Source organism: Rhizobium sp. L9 (assembly GCF_002531885.1).
Lineage (GTDB): Bacteria > Pseudomonadota > Alphaproteobacteria > Rhizobiales > Rhizobiaceae > Rhizobium.
Window position 1 is genome coordinate 206,950 of sequence record NZ_NWSZ01000008.1, and the last position, 19,237, is coordinate 226,186.

The 19,237-nt window shown below is 60.8% G+C and carries 18 protein-coding genes; 10 read left to right on the plus strand and 8 right to left on the minus strand.

Going from position 1 to position 19,237, the window contains the following annotated elements:
• Nucleotides 1–95: 95 nt before the first annotated feature.
• The 4 genes from CO660_RS10890 to CO660_RS10905 form a co-directional block, all read right to left on the minus strand.
• Nucleotides 96–1,076, minus strand: coding sequence for an ABC transporter permease (locus CO660_RS10890; RefSeq protein ID WP_097598677.1), 981 nt, complete (start codon nt 1,074–1,076; stop codon nt 96–98).
• Nucleotides 1,073–2,068: an ABC transporter permease gene (locus tag CO660_RS10895; protein WP_097598678.1), complete on the minus strand. Its 996-nt coding sequence runs from the start codon at nt 2,066–2,068 to the stop codon at nt 1,073–1,075. Before CO660_RS10895 ends, CO660_RS10890 begins: the two co-directional genes overlap by 4 nt.
• A complete protein-coding gene (locus CO660_RS10900; RefSeq protein ID WP_097598679.1) occupies nt 2,065–3,603 on the minus strand; it encodes a sugar ABC transporter ATP-binding protein in 1,539 nt (512 codons plus the stop codon). The genes CO660_RS10895 and CO660_RS10900 overlap by 4 nt, the downstream gene beginning before the upstream one ends.
• A gap of 76 nt (nt 3,604–3,679) precedes the next feature.
• Entirely contained in the window at nt 3,680–4,819 is a 1,140-nt protein-coding gene (locus tag CO660_RS10905; protein ID WP_097598680.1) for a sugar ABC transporter substrate-binding protein, read from the minus strand.
• A 222-nt stretch (nt 4,820–5,041) separates the two neighbouring features.
• Here CO660_RS10905 and CO660_RS10910 point away from each other — a divergent pair, with 222 nt between their 5' ends.
• The 7 genes from CO660_RS10910 to CO660_RS10940 all read left to right on the plus strand — a co-directional run bounded on the left by CO660_RS10910 (nt 5,042) and on the right by CO660_RS10940 (nt 15,235).
• Complete coding sequence (locus CO660_RS10910; protein ID WP_097598681.1) at nt 5,042–6,046, plus strand: LacI family DNA-binding transcriptional regulator; 1,005 nt, start codon at nt 5,042–5,044, stop codon at nt 6,044–6,046.
• 81 nt (nt 6,047–6,127) lie between these two features.
• Complete coding sequence (locus CO660_RS10915) at nt 6,128–6,715, plus strand: ANTAR domain-containing response regulator (RefSeq protein WP_085777901.1); 588 nt, start codon at nt 6,128–6,130, stop codon at nt 6,713–6,715.
• A gap of 34 nt (nt 6,716–6,749) precedes the next feature.
• Nucleotides 6,750–8,036, plus strand: a complete 1,287-nt coding sequence (locus CO660_RS10920; protein ID WP_176536266.1) for a CmpA/NrtA family ABC transporter substrate-binding protein — start codon at nt 6,750–6,752, stop codon at nt 8,034–8,036.
• Nucleotides 8,037–8,513: 477 nt separating this feature from the next.
• Nucleotides 8,514–9,755 carry a nitrate/nitrite transporter gene (locus CO660_RS10925; protein WP_097598683.1) on the plus strand — a complete coding sequence of 414 codons (1,242 nt, stop codon included), beginning with the start codon at nt 8,514–8,516 and terminating at the stop codon, nt 9,753–9,755.
• 16 nt (nt 9,756–9,771) lie between these two features.
• Complete coding sequence (gene nirB, locus CO660_RS10930) at nt 9,772–12,222, plus strand: nitrite reductase large subunit NirB (RefSeq protein WP_097598684.1); 2,451 nt, start codon at nt 9,772–9,774, stop codon at nt 12,220–12,222.
• 10 nt (nt 12,223–12,232) lie between these two features.
• Nucleotides 12,233–12,577 carry a nitrite reductase small subunit NirD gene (gene nirD, locus CO660_RS10935; protein WP_097598685.1) on the plus strand — a complete coding sequence of 115 codons (345 nt, stop codon included), beginning with the start codon at nt 12,233–12,235 and terminating at the stop codon, nt 12,575–12,577.
• Nucleotides 12,578–15,235, plus strand: a complete 2,658-nt coding sequence (locus CO660_RS10940) for a nitrate reductase (protein ID WP_097598686.1) — start codon at nt 12,578–12,580, stop codon at nt 15,233–15,235.
• 31 nt (nt 15,236–15,266) lie between these two features.
• Here CO660_RS10940 and CO660_RS10945 read toward each other — a convergent pair whose 3' ends face one another.
• Nucleotides 15,267–15,944 carry an HAD family hydrolase gene (locus tag CO660_RS10945; protein WP_097598687.1) on the minus strand — a complete coding sequence of 226 codons (678 nt, stop codon included), beginning with the start codon at nt 15,942–15,944 and terminating at the stop codon, nt 15,267–15,269.
• A gap of 29 nt (nt 15,945–15,973) precedes the next feature.
• Between CO660_RS10945 and CO660_RS33265 the strand changes: the two genes are divergently transcribed.
• Together CO660_RS33265 and CO660_RS10950 are read left to right on the plus strand one after the other, a co-directional pair.
• A complete protein-coding gene (locus CO660_RS33265) occupies nt 15,974–16,150 on the plus strand; it encodes a hypothetical protein (protein ID WP_176536267.1) in 177 nt (58 codons plus the stop codon).
• Nucleotides 16,151–16,208: 58 nt separating this feature from the next.
• A complete protein-coding gene (locus CO660_RS10950) occupies nt 16,209–16,535 on the plus strand; it encodes a hypothetical protein (protein WP_097598688.1) in 327 nt (108 codons plus the stop codon).
• A gap of 152 nt (nt 16,536–16,687) precedes the next feature.
• On the opposite strand, the gene CO660_RS10955 is transcribed toward CO660_RS10950, so the two are convergent.
• The 3 genes from CO660_RS10955 to CO660_RS34285 all read right to left on the minus strand — a co-directional run bounded on the left by CO660_RS10955 (nt 16,688) and on the right by CO660_RS34285 (nt 17,959).
• Complete coding sequence (locus CO660_RS10955; protein ID WP_097598689.1) at nt 16,688–17,524, minus strand: SDR family NAD(P)-dependent oxidoreductase; 837 nt, start codon at nt 17,522–17,524, stop codon at nt 16,688–16,690.
• Between the two features lie 98 nt (nt 17,525–17,622).
• Nucleotides 17,623–17,757, minus strand: a complete 135-nt coding sequence (locus tag CO660_RS34280) for a hypothetical protein (protein WP_280952981.1) — start codon at nt 17,755–17,757, stop codon at nt 17,623–17,625.
• 73 nt (nt 17,758–17,830) lie between these two features.
• Nucleotides 17,831–17,959 (minus strand): hypothetical protein, encoded by a 129-nt coding sequence (locus tag CO660_RS34285; protein WP_280952982.1) that lies wholly within the window; start codon nt 17,957–17,959, stop codon nt 17,831–17,833.
• Nucleotides 17,960–18,197: 238 nt separating this feature from the next.
• On the opposite strand from CO660_RS34285, the gene CO660_RS10965 reads away from it, so the two are divergent.
• Complete coding sequence (locus CO660_RS10965) at nt 18,198–19,235, plus strand: cysteine synthase A (RefSeq protein ID WP_097598690.1); 1,038 nt, start codon at nt 18,198–18,200, stop codon at nt 19,233–19,235.
• Nucleotides 19,236–19,237: the final 2 nt, after the last annotated feature.

Sequence of the window (19,237 nt, forward strand, 5' to 3'; positions counted from 1 at the left end):
CATGAAAAACCCGATTGCTTTTCCGTCGGTGGAGAACCGACCGCCATACCTGCGCCGGATGCGGTGCTCTCTGCAGTTCGGCACGACTATGCCCGTCAGGCCGGCCGCTGGCGGCCGTAAAGCAGAAGCATGCTGATGATGACGGCGCCGTAAATGAGTTGGCGGCCTGCCTCCTCGATCTGCATCACGGAAAGAATTGATTGCAGCAGCGTGATCAAGATAACGCCGGCAACCGTCCCGAGGTACGACCCTTTGCCGCCGAGCACGTGAGTACCCCCGAGGACGACGGCTGCAATCGAGGGCAACAGATAAGCGTCGCCCATGGATTGCGACGCCTTCGATGCATAACCCGCCAACAGAACCCCGCCGAGCGCACTGAGGCCGCCTGACATGACGAATGCGAGAAGTGTGATACGGCGTGTGTCGATCCCGGACATATAAGCAGCGCGCTCGCGGTTTCCGATAGCGTAAAGCGATCGACCGAAGGTTGTGCGCGTCAGCATGAAGACCGCAAGGAGACCGATCAAGAACCAGACCAGAACACCGTTCGGCAGCCCAGGAACCGTGTATCCGGCCGCAAGGAATCGCATGGCCGGCGAGGCGGAATCCTGCGGGGAGAAGCCGCCGGTGTAAACGACCATCAGCCCTTGCGCGACAGCATTGCTGGCCAACGTGATGATCATCGAGGGAATGCGAAGATAGCCGACGGCCAAGCCATTGACGAGACCGATCGCGCAACCGCAGAAAATGCCGAAGGGGATCGCCAGAACCGAACCGGTCGCTCCATATGACGTCGCGGCGCAGGCCATCATTGCGCCTGTCGTTATCACCCATGGCACAGAAAGGTCGATCTGGCCGAGCAAGATTACCGCCATCATGCCGGTGGCGATGACCCCGAGGAAGGAGGCGACCTTCAGCTGCTGCAGGAGATACTCGGGCGACAAGAAATTTCGCGAGTAGATCGATCCGGCGAGCAGAAGCAGGATGATGCATCCGAAAGCGGTTGCCACCGCCGGATCGACGCCACGCAGCCGTGCCGGCACTCGAAGCTGCCGCAAGGTTGTTTCCTCGCTCATTGAAACCACTCCAGCCGATTGCGAACCCTGGAAAGGCCGATGCAGCCGATGCTGATCGCCAGCATCAACACGACGCCCTGGAATAGCGGCTGCCAAAGCGGATCGAAATCGAAGACGAACAGCAGGTCGCCGATCGTTCGAAATGCCAAAGCTCCGAAAACGGCGCCGACAGCACTTCCCTTGCCGCCCGCGAGGGAAACGCCGCCGAGCACCACCGCCGCAATCGAATAGAGTGTGTAGGCATTGCCACTCGCCAGAGCCGCTTCGCCGGTATAGGAGAAGAAGGTGAGATAGAGCCCGCCGATCGCCGAAAGAAGTCCGGCCAAGGCATAGGCGGCAAGTTTTGCCCGCTTGACCGGCATCGCCGACATGAAGGCGGCATTCTCGGCCGAACCGACGGCATAGGCTGCCCTGCCTATGGTCGAGCGGCTGAACGGTATCCAGATAACGATGATAACTGCGAGAAGGACGGCGAGGCTTGCCGGAACGACCCCGAAAAGCTTTGAGGTAAACGCATCGGCTAGATCCTCGTTGACTGAGCCTCCCGGAGTCGGCCGCAGCAATAGCGCTAAGCCGTAGAAAATCGCGCTAGTCGCAATCGTCGTGACGATCGGCTGCAGCCGGCCGAAGATAATGATGAGCCCGTTCAGCATGCCGCAACCGAGGCCGGCAAGCAGCACCACGACGACGCCCGCCGCCGTCTCCAGCGGCGTTCCGACGACCAGCCAGGAGGCAAGGCAATTGCAGAGGACCAATACCATGCCGGCCGAAAGGTCAATGCCGGCGGTGATGACAACCAGGCACTGGGCCATCGCAACAAAGGCAAGCAGCGTCGCCTTGTTCGATGCCGTCTGCACAACGTTGGTGGTAAAACCCGCCGGGTGGTTCGAAACGTAGAGGGCGAACATGGCGACGAAGAGCAGTGCGGCAAACAACGTCCCCTTCTGTTGCGCATACCAAAACCGTCGTTCGCCGAAAGCCAGTCTGGTCATGGCGCTGCCCTCTGTTGTGCGTGGTCGCCGCCGATATTGAGCGCGGCGCCGATCAGCTCATGCTCGTTGATATCGGCGCCTTCGAGCTCGCGGACAATGCTTCCATCATACATGACGAGTACCCGGTCGCAGCAGCCGATCAGTTCGTCATAGTCGGTGGAGTAGAAGATGATCGCCGCTCCGGCATCCGCAAGCTTGCGCAGCAGCAGATAGATTTCCTGCTTGGTGCCGACGTCTATGCCGCGCGTCGGATCGTTGAGAAGGATGATGCGCGGCCGGTTCATCAGCCATTTGGCAATGACCACCTTCTGCTGGTTACCGCCGGAGAGGCCTGCAACGGGCATGTCGATCGTCGCAGCCTTGATTGCCAAAAGCTTGAACAGGTCGTCGATTTCGCGACGCTCGGCTGGTCGATCGATGACGCCATTCCGCGAAACCCGGTCGAGAGCTGCAATCGAGAGGTTCTCGCGCACGGTCATCGGCAGCATCAACCCTTCGGTCTTCCTGTCCTCGGGGATCAACGCCATGGATATGCCGTCAGACTTGGCATGACGGGGACTCTTCAGTCTGACCGGGACGCCGTCGATCGCGATCTCCCCTTTCAAGTCACGCAGCACGCCGAAGAAGGCCAGCAGCAAATCACGCTGCCCCTGCCCGTCCAGTCCGCCGAGGCCGATGATCTCGCCCGGCCGAATGTCGAAAGTGATGCCGGAGAGCCGATCGCCCCAGGAAAGATCGCGGCAGGAAAGGATCGGTTTTTTCTCCGGTCGATGCGCGGGCTTCGGCGGGAAGACGTTGGTGTATTCACGACCGATCATCAGTTCGACTACCTGCTGGTCCCTCTTGGTGCCCGCCGGGTAGGATTCGATGCTACGGCCGTTGCGGAAGACTGTGCAGTCATCGGCCAGTTGGGCGATTTCGTGCATGCGGTGAGAGATGTAGATTAGCGCCATCCCTTCGGCGCGCAGGCGCTTGAGCACGGCAAACACTTTCTCGACATCCGCTTGCGTCAGCGCCGATGTTGCCTCATCCAGGATCATCAGTCGCGGCTTGCGGGCAAGGGCCTTGGCAATCTCTACCATCTGTCGTCGAGACAACGGCAGGTCTTTGACCAAAACCGAGGGATGGATGTCGGACGCGCCGGCGCGGGCGAGCGCTTCCTCAGCGATCCGCCGCTGGGCGCGCCGGTCTATCATGCCGAACCTCTGCGGCGGGTGGCTGATGGCGATGTTGTCCGCGACCGAGAGATCGGGAATGAGCGACAGTTCCTGGAAGACGCAGACGATGCCGGCTGCATTGGCCGCTGCAGGTGAGGCAAAGGTAATCTCCTTCCCATCAAGCAGCATGCGCCCTTCGTCCGGCGCCACGACGCCCGCCATGATCTTGATCAGTGTGGACTTGCCTGCGCCGTTCTCGCCAAGGACGGCATGAATCGCCCCTGGCCGAATGGCGATGTCGGCATCCTTAAGCGCGACGGCTCCGCCATAGCGCTTCGATATGCCTTCCATGCGGAAAATCGGTTCGGACAAAGTCATGCGTCCAGCCTCCGTTTGCTCTGTCACGGCCAAGATTGCGGGTGCGAACACCCGCAATCAAATCCGCGGAAGGCTGCTATTGGTTCTCTTTCGACTGTCCCATGATTTCCTGGGCCGTGAAATTAATGCCGCAGGTCGGGAAAGAGTTGCCGACGAAGAAGTTGTCGGATTGGGTTGGATAATAGTCCTGACCCTCTTTGAAATCCGGGTCAGAAACCAGCGCAGTCGGGAGCTTGATGGCCTGCGGCACGACCTGCCCCTCAAGCGCTGCGATCGCGGTCTTGATGGCAACCGCAACCTGGGCCGGTCCCGTTCCGGCGGACGAACATTTCAAACCATCGGCGGCATGGGCGGCGCAGAATTTGCGAAAGCCGTTTTCCGTCTCACCGCCGAATGGCACAAAGGGATGTTTTGCATCGATCATCGCCTGCACGACGCCGGTATCGCCGCCCTGGGCGGTGATACCGTCGAACGGACCGTTGGTGGCGATCGCATCGGCAGTCGCTTTCTGAGCAACGCCGTCGTCCCATTTTCCGACCACTTCAGTGACTGTGAATTTCTTGCCGGAGGCGTCCAGGGTTTCGTGAATACCATTGTGACGATCCGTATCGACCGAGGTGCCGGCGACGCCGCGCACCTCAAGCACCTTGCCGCCGTTCGGAAGATGTTTGATCAGCCAGTCGGCCCAGAGGACGCCGAGCCCCTTCTGATCGACGTTGACGTTGATCGCGTCCTTGGTGTCGAGGATATTGTCGAACGCGACGAGTATAACACCGGCCTGCTTGGCGCGCTTAATCACCGGGCCGAAGGCGGTGGGATTCTGCGCGTTGACCACAATGGCGTCGTAACCGGCATCAATGAAGTTGTTGATGGCTGAAATCTGGGCCGGCACGTCCTCGCCCGTCGAAACAACCTTAAATTCTTTGAGCTTGGCGGCGACATCGGGTTGAGCGGCATAGGCCTTAGCCGTCTGGACCATCTGAATACGCCAAGTATTGGCGATGTAGCCGTTGGCCAGTGCGATACGATAGGGACCTTCCTTCTTCGGATATTGCAAGAACTGTGTGTCCGCTGCCCACGGCACCATGCAGCCGGGGTCGGCGGCCGGGCCGGACACGACCTTCGGTTCCGCGCTGGCCGCGCCACACAGCAAGGCAAATGCCGACACCGAAAACGCCGCGAGACGGGCGAATTTAGCTTTCTCCACCTTATGCATGAATGTTCTCCTCCTCAGGCGGACTTAGCCGCCTCTTCTAATGCTTTTGATGTGCATATTTGGCCCGGAAAGATTCCATCCCTATTTTCCGGTGCAATTTCAAATTAACATAGTTGACAGCGCTGTCAAATCGCATTTGCTAGCGCTGTCAACTATAGTTTTGGCAGATTCTTACTGTTGAAAAATATGCAACCGATGTCTCTAAACGAGCGGCAGAACATGATGCGGCGAATAACCCTTGATGACGTTGCTGATCTCGCCGGGGTCAGCCCGATCACGGTTTCAAGAGCACTGCGCAAGCCCAATGCGGTCTCGCCTGCCCTGCGGCTGCGCGTCGATGCCGCCGTCAAGGAACTCGGCTACATTCCGAATATAGCGGCAAGCCGCCTTGCCTCCTCGCGCACGCATGCGATCGGCGTGATTGTTCCGACCCTATACAACGTGATCTTTGCAGAATATCTGTTCGCGCTTCACGACGTTCTCGTCGCCGCAGGATTCCAGCTCATCGTCGTCAACAGCCGCTATTCCGAGATCGAGGAGGAAAATGCCATCAAGGCTCTTCTCGGACAGAGGGTGGAGGCGATTATCATCACCGGCACGCATCACACGCTTCTATCGCGGCAGCTTCTTGCTCAAGCACATCTCCCCGTGGTCGAGACCTTCGAGCTTTCAGCGGATCCCATTGATCTCAACATTGGCATGTCCCAAGAGCAGGCCGGACAAACCGCCGCCCGGCATCTGATCGAACGTGGCTTCCGCCGGATTGCCTTCCTGACCGGCAATCTCGACCACCGCGCCCAGTCCCGTTTCGACGGCTACCGACTGGCGATGCAACAGGCGGATCTGCCGAGCCTCCAGATCATCGCCGAGAAGCCGCGCCACAGCTCGGTCGCGCTCGGCTCCGATCTCTTCGCCATCACATGTGACCATGGCGAAATTCCGGAGGCGATCTTCTGCACGGATGACAATCTGGCCCTCGGCGCCATGCAGGAGTGCCGCAAACGCGGCATACGCGTGCCGGATGACATAGCGATCATGGGATTTCACGATTTGGAATTCGCCGCCTGCGCTGCGCCCTCCCTCTCTTCGGTCGTGACCCGGCGTTTCGAAACCGGAAAACTGGCCGCTGAAAAGGTCCTCGCCGCCCTAACGTCCTCCGCCGTCTTTAAAGGGGAGCAGATCGACTTGGGCTATGCCTTGATTCCGCGCGAAAGCACGGCAATCTGATTAATTTTTATGCACATACGCTATCGCACATTTTTCAGGCGAACACTTGCAATATTGTTGCAGCGCGTCATAACTATACGAATGACGCATCGCGATCTGACAATTCTGGTGATCGACGAAAATGCCATACGCGCCTCCATCATCGAGGAAGGACTGCGCGAGGCAGGACATGCGCGCGTCACCGTGGTGCATGAGGTCAACGGCATCGCGCGAACGATCGAAACGCTGATGCCCGACGTGATTATCATCGATATCGAGAATCCCAACCGCGACATGATGGAACATCTGTTCCAGCTGACGCGCACGGTCAGCCGCCCGATCGCCATGTTCGTCGATCGCTCCGATACGGCCTCGATCGAGGCTGCCGTCGATGCCGGCGTCTCGGCCTATATCGTCGACGGACTGAAGAAGGAACGCGTCAAACCGATCCTCGACATGGCCGTCAGCCGCTTCAACGCCTTCAGCAGGCTGCAGCGGGAACTTGCAGATGCCCGCTCGGCGCTTGAGGAACGCAAGCTCATCGAACGCGCCAAAGGAATACTCATGAAGATGCGAGGCCTGTCCGAAGAGGAGGCCTTCGCCCTGCTGCGCCAGACGGCGATGAACGAAAAAAAGAAGATGTCGGAAATCGCCCAGAGCGTCGTGACCGCCGCGGGACTTCTGATGTGATGGCGGAACTCGCGAATATCCGGAGGAAACCGGAGTGGACATGATGACAAATACCGCCAAATTCAGCGGCGGCGGGCTGCCCTCGCCCCTGCGTGGGAAAAACGAAGGACCGAAGGTGTTGCGAGCGGGATTCATTCCGCTTGTCGATGCATCGGTGTTGATTGCCGCAGCCGAATTCGGTTTTGCCCAGAGGGAGGGCCTGACGCTCGACCTCGTCAAGGACGTCTCCTGGGCAAACATGCGCGATCGCCTCGCATTTCGTCAGTTCGATATCGCCCATATGCTGTCGCCGATGCCCGTAGCCTCCATGCTCGGCCTCGGCTCCAACCCCTCGCCGACGATCACGCCGTTCTCACTGGGCCGCGGGGGCAACGCAATCACGTTGTCGGCGCGGCTCTTCGCCCGCATGCGGGATGACGCCGGATTGGCGGAAACAGCAAGCGCGCTCGACAATGCCCGTGCGCTGGCAAAGGTATTGGCGGCAATGACGGCGCGCGGAGAGCCGATGCCGACCTTCGGAGTTACTTATCCCTTCTCCTCCCACAATTATGAATTCCGATACTGGCTGGCAGCCGGCGGCATCGATCCCGACAAGGACGTCAAGCTTGTCGTTGTGCCGCCACCCATGACGTCGGATGCCCTGGCAGCCGGCGCGATCGACGGATTCTGCGTCGGCGCCCCGTGGAACATGGTTGCCTCTGAGCGGGGCCTCGGGCGTATCGTCGCCGCCAAACAGGATATCTGGCCTTCAGCTCCGGAAAAGGTGATCGGCATGCGGCCGGACTGGGCGGAAAGCCATCCGGAAACCGTTTCCAGGCTGATCGTGGCGCTCGATGCGGCCGCCCGCTGGTGCGACCGGTCGGAGAATCACGACGCGCTGGCGGCCGCGCTTGCCGACCCCCGTTACATCGCCGCCCCGGTCGATATCATCCGCCGTGTGCTCGCCGGCGAATTCAGCCTCGATGCCAACGGCAACTGGCGCGTCATTCCGGATTATTTCCAGTTCCATTCCGGCTTCGCCAACTATCCGAGGCCGAGCCACGCACTGTGGATCTACAGCCAGATGATCCGCTGGGGGCAGGCAGAGACCAGCCTCAACAAGGCGCGGGCCGCGACCTCCGCCTACCGACCGGATCTCTACCGGGCTGCTCTCGGCGACGATAACGCCCCCGTTGACGCCGACATCCGCGTCGAGGGCGGCGAAGAAGGCGACCGCTTCATGGATGGCCAAGTCTTCGATCCCTCGGAACTGCCGGCTTATGTCGCGAGCTTCGCGGTCAAGAGCGCCCTTCCCTTCACCCGCGGCAACGACGAAATCTGATGTCGCCGGTTTGCACAAAACGCCAGCAGGATCGGCACCTGTCCTACCCGCAAAGCCCAAAAGATTTGCACACTCCACTCGCAGCATGAAAAACAGGCAGGACGCATATCGCTCGAAGATACTTGTATTTCAACCGGTTGGGTAAACGCGAGAGAATTGGCACGGTGCTTGCATCGCTTATGTTGCGCGGATCAAGGGCGATCGGCGCGGAATGGGCACATGCAGGCGCTCATAAAGAGACAGGAATTACGTTGCGGCCATAGTCGCAGTGGATCAAATGTTCAGCAACCCGCGATGGGATTGCATCGAGATAGATAGGCCGGAAGGCCAATGATTGGGCGTCCAACGGCGGGCGCCACCAGCAAAGCCGCTGATCAGGATATTCGCGCGCCTCGTGCTAGCGCGTCCTGACCAGCGGCTTTTTGTTTTAACCCCCAGCAATGGATCGGCACGACCTTGTCGGGCCACGGAGAAGCTATGTCTGCCATTGAGAAAGTGCAGCCCATGTCAACCGGCGAACCAGCCAAAGCACTGTGGATCTCCACTGTGGCCTTCACCCTCTGTTTTGCCGTCTGGACGATCTTCGCCATCATCGGCATTCGCATCAAGCAAGAGCTCAACCTGAACGAGGCTGAGTTCGGGTTGCTGATTGGCACCCCCGTTCTGACCGGTTCGATCGTGCGCATCGTTCTCGGCATCTGGACGGGACGGTACGGCGGCCGTCTCGTCTACACGCTGACGATGCTCGCCGCCGCATTGGCGACCTTCCTTCTCTCCTACGCCCACACTTATACGCAGATGCTGATCGCCGGCCTCGGTGTCGGCCTTGCCGGCGGCTCCTTCGCAGTCGGCGTCGCCTATGTCTCGCCTTTCTTCCCGGCGGAGAAACAGGGAACGGCGCTCGGTATCTTCGGCGCCGGCAACGTCGGCGCGGCCGTCACCAAATTTGCAGCCCCCTTCGTGCTCATCGCATGGGGCTGGGAGGCGGTTGCCGAGATCTGGGCCGTCGGCCTGGCGCTGATGGCCATCGTCTTCTGGTTCACCACGACAGATGATCCGGCCTTCCGCCTTCGGCGCGAGCGCGGCGCCGCTTCCAAGAGCTTGGTCCAGGAATTCGCGCCGCTGCAGAACGTTCAGGTCTGGCGCTTCTCGCTCTATTATTTCTTCGCCTTCGGCGGCTTCGTCGCCCTGTCCTTGTGGCTGCCGCGCTATCTCGTCGGCGTCTACGGCTTCAACCTGGAAACGGCCGGCATGATCGCTGCCGCCTACTCCATCCCGGGCAGCATCTTCCGCGCCTTCGGCGGCGTCCTGTCGGACAAGAAAGGCGCGCGCAGCGTCATGTACGCGATGTTTGCCGTGTCGGCTGTGGCCACCCTCATCCTTTCGCTGCCGGCCACAGCGATCACGCCGGTCATCTTCATCGTCGTCATCTTCGTGCTCGGCTTCTTCATGAGCCTCGGCAAGGCCGCCGTCTACAAGCACATTCCGGCCTATTATCCCGACAGCGTCGGCGCCGTCGGCGGCATCGTCGGCATGATGGGCGGGCTCGGCGGCTTCATTCTGCCGATCGCCTTTGGCCTCCTCAAGGACATGACCGGCCTTTGGTCCAGCTGCTTCCTGCTGCTCTTCGCGATCGTGGCGATCTCGCTCATCTGGATGCACCTGTCTGTCAAGCAATTGTCACGCCAAGGGCACTCTGCGCCCGTGCCTGCAACCTGATCCAAGGACCTGAAATATGACTGAAAAACTTGTTATCATCGGCAATGGCATGGCGCCCGGGCGCATGCTGGAGCACCTCTTCGAACGGGCGCCCGGACGCTATGAAGTGACGATCTTCAATGCCGAGCCGCGCGTCAATTACGACCGCATCATGCTGTCGCCGGTTCTCTCCGGCGAAAAGGACTACGAGCAGATCATCATTCATGGTGACGGCTGGTATATCAAGCACGGCATCACGCTCTACAAGGGCCACAGGATCGTCAATATCGATCGCGCCGCCAAGACCGTCACGTCAGACCACGGCGTTACCGAAAGCTACGACAAGCTCGTGATCGCAACCGGTTCGGTGCCGTTCATCATCCCGGTTCCCGGCAAGGATCTGCCCGGCGTTATCACATATCGCGACCTCGATGACGTGCAGGCGATGCTGCTTGCCGCCCAGTCGCGCGAAAAGGCCGTCGTCATCGGCGGCGGCCTGCTCGGCCTCGAAGCGGCCGCTGGCCTTGCCCAGCGCGGCATGGACGTCACCGTCCTGCACGTCATGCCGACGCTGATGGAGCGCCAGCTCGATCCGGCCGCCGGTTATCTCCTGCAGAAGGCGGTCGAGGAACGCGGCATCAAGGTCATCTGCAAGGCCAATACCAAGGCGATCATCGGCAACGGCAGGGTCGAGGGCATCGAGCTCGATGACGGCCGCATTATCCCGGCGACGCTCGTCGTCATGGCCGTCGGCATCCGGCCGAATGTCGGCCTGGCGAAAGACGCCGGCCTTGCAGTCAACCGCGGCATCGTCGTCGATGCCGGCATGCAGACCTCAGACGGCGATATCCTTGCGCTTGGCGAATGCGCCGAGGTGGGCGGCATGGTCTATGGCCTCGTCGCCCCGCTTTATGAAATGGCCCGTGTCGCCGCGGCGCATCTTTCCGGCGATCGCTCGCCTGCCTTCGTTCACGCCGACACGCCGACCAAGCTCAAGGTCACCGGCATCGAGCTTTATTCGCTCGGCGACTTTGCCGATGGCGACGATCGCGAAGAGATCGTGCTGCGCGATGCCAGCGCCGGCATCTACAAGCGCCTGGTCCTCAAGGACAACAAGATCATCGGCACCGTGCTTTACGGCGAAACCACCGACGGCGCCTGGTTCAACGACCTGAAGAAGAAGGCGACCGATATTTCGGAGATGCGCGAGACGCTGATCTTCGGACAGGCCTATCAGGGAGGGTCACCGCTGGACCCTATGGCGGCCGTTGCAGCCTTGCCGGATGACGCGGAAATCTGTGGCTGCAACGGCGTATGCAAGGGCAAGATCACTTCGACGATCACGAGCAAGGGACTGACGTCGCTTGACGACGTGCGCGCCCATACGAAGGCATCGGCCTCGTGCGGCTCGTGCACCGGTCTCGTCGAGCAACTGATGGCGCTGACGCTCGGCGACAGTTACAACCCGGCAGCCGTGCAGCCGATGTGCACCTGCACCGAACTCGGGCATGACGACGTCCGCCGCCTGATCAAAGCCAAGGGCTTGAAGAGCATCCCTGCCATCATGCAGGAGCTGGAATGGAAGACCTCCTGCGGCTGCGCCAAATGTCGGCCGGCGCTCAACTATTACCTCGTCTGCGACTGGCCGGACGAATATGCCGACGACTACCAGTCACGCTTCATCAACGAGCGCGTCCACGCCAACATTCAAAAGGACGGTACCTACTCCGTTGTTCCGCGCATGTGGGGCGGCGTCACCTCGTCGAACGAGCTTCGCGCCATCGCCGATGTCGTCGACAAGTTTGCCATCCCGATGGTGAAGGTCACAGGCGGCCAGCGCATCGACCTGCTTGGAGTGGAGAAGGAAGACCTTCCAGCCGTCTGGGCCGATCTCGGGAAGGCCGGCTTCGTCTCCGGCCAGGCCTATGCCAAGGGTCTGCGTACCGTGAAGACCTGCGTCGGTTCGGACTGGTGCCGTTTCGGCACCCAGGATTCCACCGGTCTCGGCATTCGTATCGAGAAATTCATGTGGGGTTCCTGGACACCGGCCAAGCTGAAGATGGCTGTCTCCGGCTGCCCGCGCAACTGCGCGGAAGCAACCTGCAAGGATATCGGCGTAATCTGCGTCGATTCCGGTTTCGAGATCCATTTCGCCGGTGCGGCCGGTCTCGACATCAAGGGCACCGAGGTTCTCGGGCTTGTAAAGACCGAAGACGAGGCGCTGGAGCATATCGTGGCCCTGACGCAGATGTATCGCGAGCAGGCCCGCTACCTCGAACGCATCTACAAATGGGCCAAGCGCATCGGCCTGGAGGAAATCCGCCGCCAGATCATGGGTGATGCCGAAAAGCGTAAAGCCTATTACGACCGCTTTGTCTTCTCCCAGAAATTCGCCCAGGTCGATCCCTGGTCTGAGCGTGTCTCCGGCAAGGACAAGCATGAATTCAAGCCGATGGCGACGATCGGTTATCCGCAGGCAGCCGAGTAAGGAGATTGATATGACCTGGTCCAATGAAAACTGGCACCCGATCGGTGACATCTCCGATATCCCCCTGCGCGGCGCGCGCTGCGTGAAGACACCGCAGGGCAAGATCGCCGTCTTCCGCACGGCGGAAAACGAGGTTTTTGCCATCGAGGATCACTGCCCGCACAAGGGCGGGCCGCTGTCGCAGGGGATCGTGCACGCCAAGGCCGTCACCTGCCCGCTGCACAATTGGGTGATCTCTCTCGAAACCGGCAAGGCGCTCGGCGCCGATGAGGGCGCGGTGCGGACCATACCGGTCCGCAACGACGACGGCGCTCTGTTCATAGCGCTTGAAAGTCTGATGATGGCGGCGGAATAAATGACGACAGAGGTCAAGACCACCTGTCCTTATTGCGGCGTCGGCTGCGGCGTCATTGCCACGGTCGACGAGGCCGGCGCAGCCAGCATCAAGGGCGATCCCGAGCATCCGTCGAATTTCGGCCGTCTCTGCTCGAAAGGCTCGGCGCTTGCCGAAACGATCGATCTCGACGGCCGTCTTCTCCATCCTGAAATATCCGGCGAAAAGAGCGACTGGGACGAGGCGCTTGATCTCGTCGCACAGCGTTTTTCCGAGACCATCGCCGAACACGGGCCGGATTCGGTTGCGTTCTACGTCTCGGGTCAGCTGCTGACCGAAGATTATTACATCGCCAACAAGCTGATGAAGGGCTTCATCGGCTCAGCCAATATCGACACCAATTCCAGGCTCTGCATGTCCTCGTCCGTCGCCGGCCATCGCCGTGCTTTCGGCGCCGATACGGTGCCCGGGACCTATGAGGATCTCGAACTTGCCGATCTGGTGCTCCTGACCGGCTCCAACCTCGCCTGGTGCCACCCTGTCATCTACCAGCGGCTTGCCGCCGCAAAGACGGCACGGCCCAACATGCGCATCGTAGTCATCGATCCGCGCCGGACGATGACATGCGATATCGCCGACCTGCACCTGGCAATCCGCCCGGACGGCGACGTCGCGCTGTTCATGGGACTGCTTGCGCATCTTGCGACAAGCCCGGCGATCGACCAGAATTATATCGCCGCCCATACCGAGGGTTTCGGCGATGCTTTTGCGGCCGCAGCCGCGCTTGACACCAACGATCTCCTGGAACGGACCGGGCTGCCGGCCATGCAGATCAGGGAGTTCTTCCGCCTGTTCGAGACGACCGAGAAGGTCGTCACCTGCTACAGCCAGGGCGTCAACCAATCCTCTTCCGGCACCGACAAGGTCAACGCCATCCTAAACTGTCACCTCGCTACCGGCCGCATCGGCCGGCCGGGCATGGGACCGTTCTCGTTGACCGGCCAGCCGAACGCCATGGGCGGGCGTGAGGTCGGCGGCCTCGCCAATATGCTTGCCGCCCATATGGCGATCGAGAATGCGGATGACCGCGACCGCGTGCAGCGCTTCTGGAATTCGCCCGTCATCGCCGCAAAGCCCGGCTTGAAGGCGGTCGACATGTTCCGTGCGGTGGCCGATGGACGCATCAAGGCGCTCTGGGTCATGGCCACCAATCCTGTTGTGTCGATGCCGGATGCCGACAGCGTCGAAAGCGCGATCGCCGCCTGTCCCTTCGTCGTCGTGTCGGACATTCTGAGAGACACGGATACGACCCGGCATGCCCATGTGGTTTTGCCCTCGCTCGGCTGGGGCGAGAAGAACGGTACCGTTACCAATTCCGAACGTCGCATTTCCAGGCAGCGGCCGTTTCTCAATGCCCCCGGCGATGCCAGGGCTGATTGGTGGCAGCTTGCGGAGGTCGGACGGCGCATGGGATTTGGCGTCGCTTTCGATTTCGAGGCGCCGGATGCAATCTTTGCCGAACATGCAGCGCTTTCCGCCTTCGAAAATGACGGCAGCCGCGATTTCGACATCGGCGCCCACGCCGGCACGAGCGGTGGCGCTTATGATGAATTGCCGCCCTTTCAATGGCCGCAGCCCGCGGGGACAGAGCCTGGCGTCACCCGCTTCTTCGCCGAGGGTGGCTTTTTTCATCCCGATGGCAAGGCGCGCTTCGTCGCGGTGAAACCGCCTGCGACGGATCGCACCAATGCCGATTTCTCCTTCACCCTGAACACCGGCCGCATCCGCGATCAGTGGCACACGATGACACGAACCGGGAAGAGCGCGCGGCTTTCCGCCCATATCGCCGAACCCTTTGCCGAGATCCATCCGCGCGATGCGATCGAGACCGGCATATCAAGCGCCGGCCTCGTCGAGATCGAGAGCCCCCAGGGCAAAGCGATCGTGCGGGCGCTGGTGACCGACCGCCAGGCGCGCGGCGGCATTTTCGCACCCATGCACTGGAACTATCAGTTCGCGGCAAAAGCCCGGATCGACGCCGTGGTGGCGCCGATCACCGACCCTATTTCCGGCCAGCCGGCGTCGAAGAATGTTGCCGTCGCCGTTCGGCCCTTCCGCGCCACCCATTACGGATTCGCGGTCTCTGCCATCAAACCGGACACACCCGACGCGGCCTATTGGGCGGTGGCGAAAGCTGCAGGCGGTTGGCGGCTTGAGCTTGCCTTCACCGAGGCTGTCGAAGACTGGATGGCCTGGTGCCGGAAGGTCTTCGCCATTCCGGCCGCAATCGAACCGCTGGGGTACGCGGATCGGCAATCCGGCGACCTGAGGCTCGCCTTCTTCGATGGTGAGATCCTGCTTGCCGCTCTGTTCCTTGCACGCGAGCCGGTTGCCGTTGCTCGCAACTGGGCAATCTCGCAACTCTCCGTCGTGCATGGCGACCTCAGGAAACGCTTTGCGCTGGTCGCAGGCCGTCCCGGCGGCGGCAGACCGGATCCCGGTGCGACCGTCTGCTCCTGCTTCAGTGTCGGGGTCAACCAGATCGCTGCCGCGGTGCGAGGCGGATGCCATAGCGTTGAAGAGGTAGGCAAGGAAACGAGCGCCGGAACCAATTGCGGTTCCTGCCGCAGCGAAATCGGCAGGATCATCGATCGCTGTCTCGCCGCAGCCGCGGAGTGAATGCGCAAGCGCGAATGCTGGAGGTCGGATGTCAGGCTGCGCTCGGGACGATAAGCATTTTATGGTCGGCTGAGATGTTGACGGCGATCTCGTCATAGGAAGAGATGGTCGGATGCGGCGTCTCCATCTTCTGGTGATGGGTTGCCGTAACGACCATGACATCGGCGCCCGCCGCCTCGCCGGCCTTGATGCCGGCTGCGACATCCTCAAACACCAGACAATCCCGCGTGCTGACGCCGAGGCGTTCGGCGCCGAGAATATAACATTGCGGATCGGGCTTTCCGACCGTCACGTCCTCCGCCGTCACCATGAATTTCGGCAGAGGCAGGTCAGCCGCTTCCAGCCGTCGGCGGGCAAGACGCAAGGGCGAAGAGGTGACGATCGCCCAGCGATCCGGCGGCAGCGAAGCCAAGAAGGCGGCTGCGCCGGAAATGGCAACGACATCGCCGACATCGGCAATTTCGGCCTCGGTCACCAGCCTTGCCTCGTATTCCGGATCGACGCCCGGCAGGTTCAGCCGGGTGATTGTGTCAATGCCACGCGATCCGTGCATCTTCGGCAAGAAGGCGGCGACATCGAGCCCATGGCGTCTTGCCCAGTCGCTCCAAACACGCTCGGCGGCGAGGATCGAATTGAGGATGGTGCCGTCCATGTCGAAGAGGAATGCGGCATAAGGCTTCTCGAAGCCGTGGGGCATCGGCTGGTACAAGGGCGTATCTCATTAAGGAGGAGTTTCGGATGGTCGTTGCTGGCGGCGATGAAACGGCAAATCGCAGCGTTTTGCAAGTCTGGCCAGGACAGCGACTAGGTGAGGATCAAGTCACCGGAGAGGCGCAAGCCGATCCGGCAGCGTTCCTCGGCGCCGCAACCATACAAGGCCCGCGTGCAGGTTTTTCAAAAAAATCGGAACAATGAATCCTGCAAGTGATTACCCAGAGGTCATCCATGATGAAAATCAAAGGAGGATATCCTCATGACTAAATCCCTCATTGCCGCTTCGCTGCTCGCGATCGGCATGGCATCGTCAGCCTTTGCCCAGTCGAATCCGGATCCCATCGGACCGACGAATGGCGGCTCGACCGATCCGGGTTCGGGTAACTATTCGTCCGATTACACCAACAGCGACAATGGCATGCACCCTGTCCAGGTCGCCCCCGTCGATCCGACCACGACCCAGAGCATCCGACCGCCGCAGGCGATGGAATGCGCCGGCATGCCGCAGCAGGGGACCGGTGTCGATACGCGCGGCGGTGAGAGCGGCGCATCGATCAGCGAAGCCTGCCGCGAATACGACAACTAAGCAGGCGGTCACGCTTTGAAACATGTCGTGCAAAAGCGCACCACCTCGGAAAAGGCCGGTTTATGCCGGCCTTTTCATGTCACGGCGGATAAAGACTGCCTTCGCAATTTTTGATCCGCGCGTTCCGGCCACCCGCCTTCCCGCACCGTTGATCATTCCGCAGGGTGTGGCATCACCGGATGGTGACCATCTAGCGGCGGCCGCTGCCGCCAGCCAGTCAGATAGTTCATCAGTGGGAAATAAGCGCCATAGGGGAGCAGACGCGCCAGCTTCAACATCGTGGTGAAGCGTCTGGGGAAAGCGATCTCGAAAGCCTGCGACTTCAGCCCGGCGGCAATCTGGCGGGCAGCCTCCTCGGACGACACCCGCGCCGCCGGCATAGGAAAGGCGCTCTTGCCCACCGTCGGCGTGTCGACGAAGCCCGGGCTGATGAGCTGAATGCGGATGCCCACCTTGTCGAGATCGAATTTCAGGCTTTCGGCCATGTTGATCAACGCCGCCTTGGTGGCGCCATAGGCAGCCCCCGTCGGCAGGCCGCCATAGGCGGTGACGGAAGAGACGATGGCGATCTGCCCCTGCCCTTTCGCCTTCATATGGCGGATCGCCGGCAACAGACAGTTGACGACGCCGGAAAGATTGACGGCAAAGCTCTTTTCGAAATCGACGCGGTTCAGATCCTCGGCGTGGACCGGCAGGTAGATACCGGCATTGAGGATCGCCATTGCGAGCGTGCCGTGCTCATATTCGATAGAGGCCAGGACATGTTCCATGTCCTCGGCATCGGTGACATCACCGTCGAGGACGATAATATTCCCGGAAAGACCGCTGGCTTCGGCCTGCAGCTCGACCAGATTTTCGTGGCTTCTCGCGGTGACGGCGACCTTGTATCCTTCGCCGGCAAGCTTCAGCGCAAGCGCCCGGCCGATACCTGAGCTCGCGCCCGAGATCCAGACGATTCCATGTTCGGGACGGGCGATGAAATCACGCATGACATGCTCCTCCGGCTCTGACTGACCAGCACGAAACAGGCCCGGAAGTTCTTTGCGCCTCCCGGATTTACGGCTCTATCACACCATTGTGGCTGCTTTCAGCCGATCAGGTCGCCGATCATCTGACGAAAGGACCGGGTCAGCCGGATCGGTCCGTCGGACAGCGCGAAGGCGATGCAAGGCCTGTCCTTTTCGGCACCCGGCCGGTGATCGACAGTTTCGTCGGCAATCAAGATGTCGCCGGGGCCGAAATGGCTGCGCTCTTCGTTGAAAGACCCGTCTAGAGCTTTTCCGGGTTAAATTGAATCATTCGGGTTGGAGCTTAAACGGAGTCGGATGGTCGACCGGCCGGCGCGCGTCGTAGCCCTCGGGCAAGGAACCGGCGACATAATGCGCCCTCAGTGCGTTGATCGTGTCGATCTGATCGTGAATCATGTCGGTTTCGGCCGGGCTCGCCGCCCGTGTTCCGTTGTCACTTTGTCGTCATCCATACGGGGAAAGCCAGTTTTCGGATCACCAAGGCACGGTGGGATCGCCGTCGCGGGCCATTTCGGATAAGGAAAGCGAAATTTTATCGTGACCACCAGGGGTATGGAATAGCATTTCTTGCCAACACAGCCTTGTGAAGGGAAAAGACCGTTCCTAAAGTAAGAGTTCGAAAGAGGCAGATTCCATGACCTTCCATCCCTCCGTCCTCGAAGCCATCGGCAATACGCCCCTGATCAAACTCAAGGGCGCCTCCGCTGCAACCGGCTGCACCATTCTCGGCAAGGCGGAGTTTCTCAACCCCGGCCAGTCGGTCAAGGACCGTGCCGCGCTCTACATCATCCGCGATGCGGAGCGGAAGGGGCTGCTTCGACCCGGCGGCGTCATCGTCGAAGGCACGGCCGGCAATACCGGCATCGGGCTGACGCTAGTCGCCAAGGCGCTCGGCTACCGCACCGTCATCGTCATCCCGGAAACCCAGAGCCAGGAAAAGAAGGACGCGCTGAAATTGCTCGGCGCCGAACTCGTCGAAGTGCCGGCCGTTCCCTACAAGAACCCGAATAACTATGTGAAGGTGTCCGGGCGTCTTGCCGAACAAATGGCGAAGAGCGAACCGAACGGGGCAATCTGGGCGAACCAGTTCGACAACGTCGCCAACCGCCAGGCGCATATCGAAACGACGGCGCCGGAAATCTGGAACGATACCGACGGCAAGGTCGACGGCTTCATCTGCTCGGTCGGTTCCGGCGGCACGCTTGCCGGTGTCGCCGCCGGCCTCAAGGCTTTTAATCCCGGCGTCAAGATCGGCATCGCCGATCCCGACGGCGCTGCTCTTTATGAATTCTACCAGAACGGCACGCTGAAATCCGAGGGATCCTCGATCACCGAGGGCATCGGCCAGGGCCGCATCACGGCCAATCTCGAGGGCTTCACACCCGATTTCTCCTATCGCGTCTCCGATGCCGAAGCACTTCCCTATCTTTTCGACCTCGTGGAAAACGAGGGGCTGTGCCTCGGCGGCTCGACAGCGATCAACATTGCCGGCGCGGTCAATCTCGCCCGCGATCTTGGGCCCGGTCACACGGTGGTGACAATCCTCTGCGACTACGGCAACCGCTACCAATCGAAGCTCTTCAATCCGGATTTTCTGCGATCGAAGGGACTACCCGTTCCCGGCTGGATGACTGGTTCGTCCGACATACACGTTCCCTACGAGCCCGTGTGAGA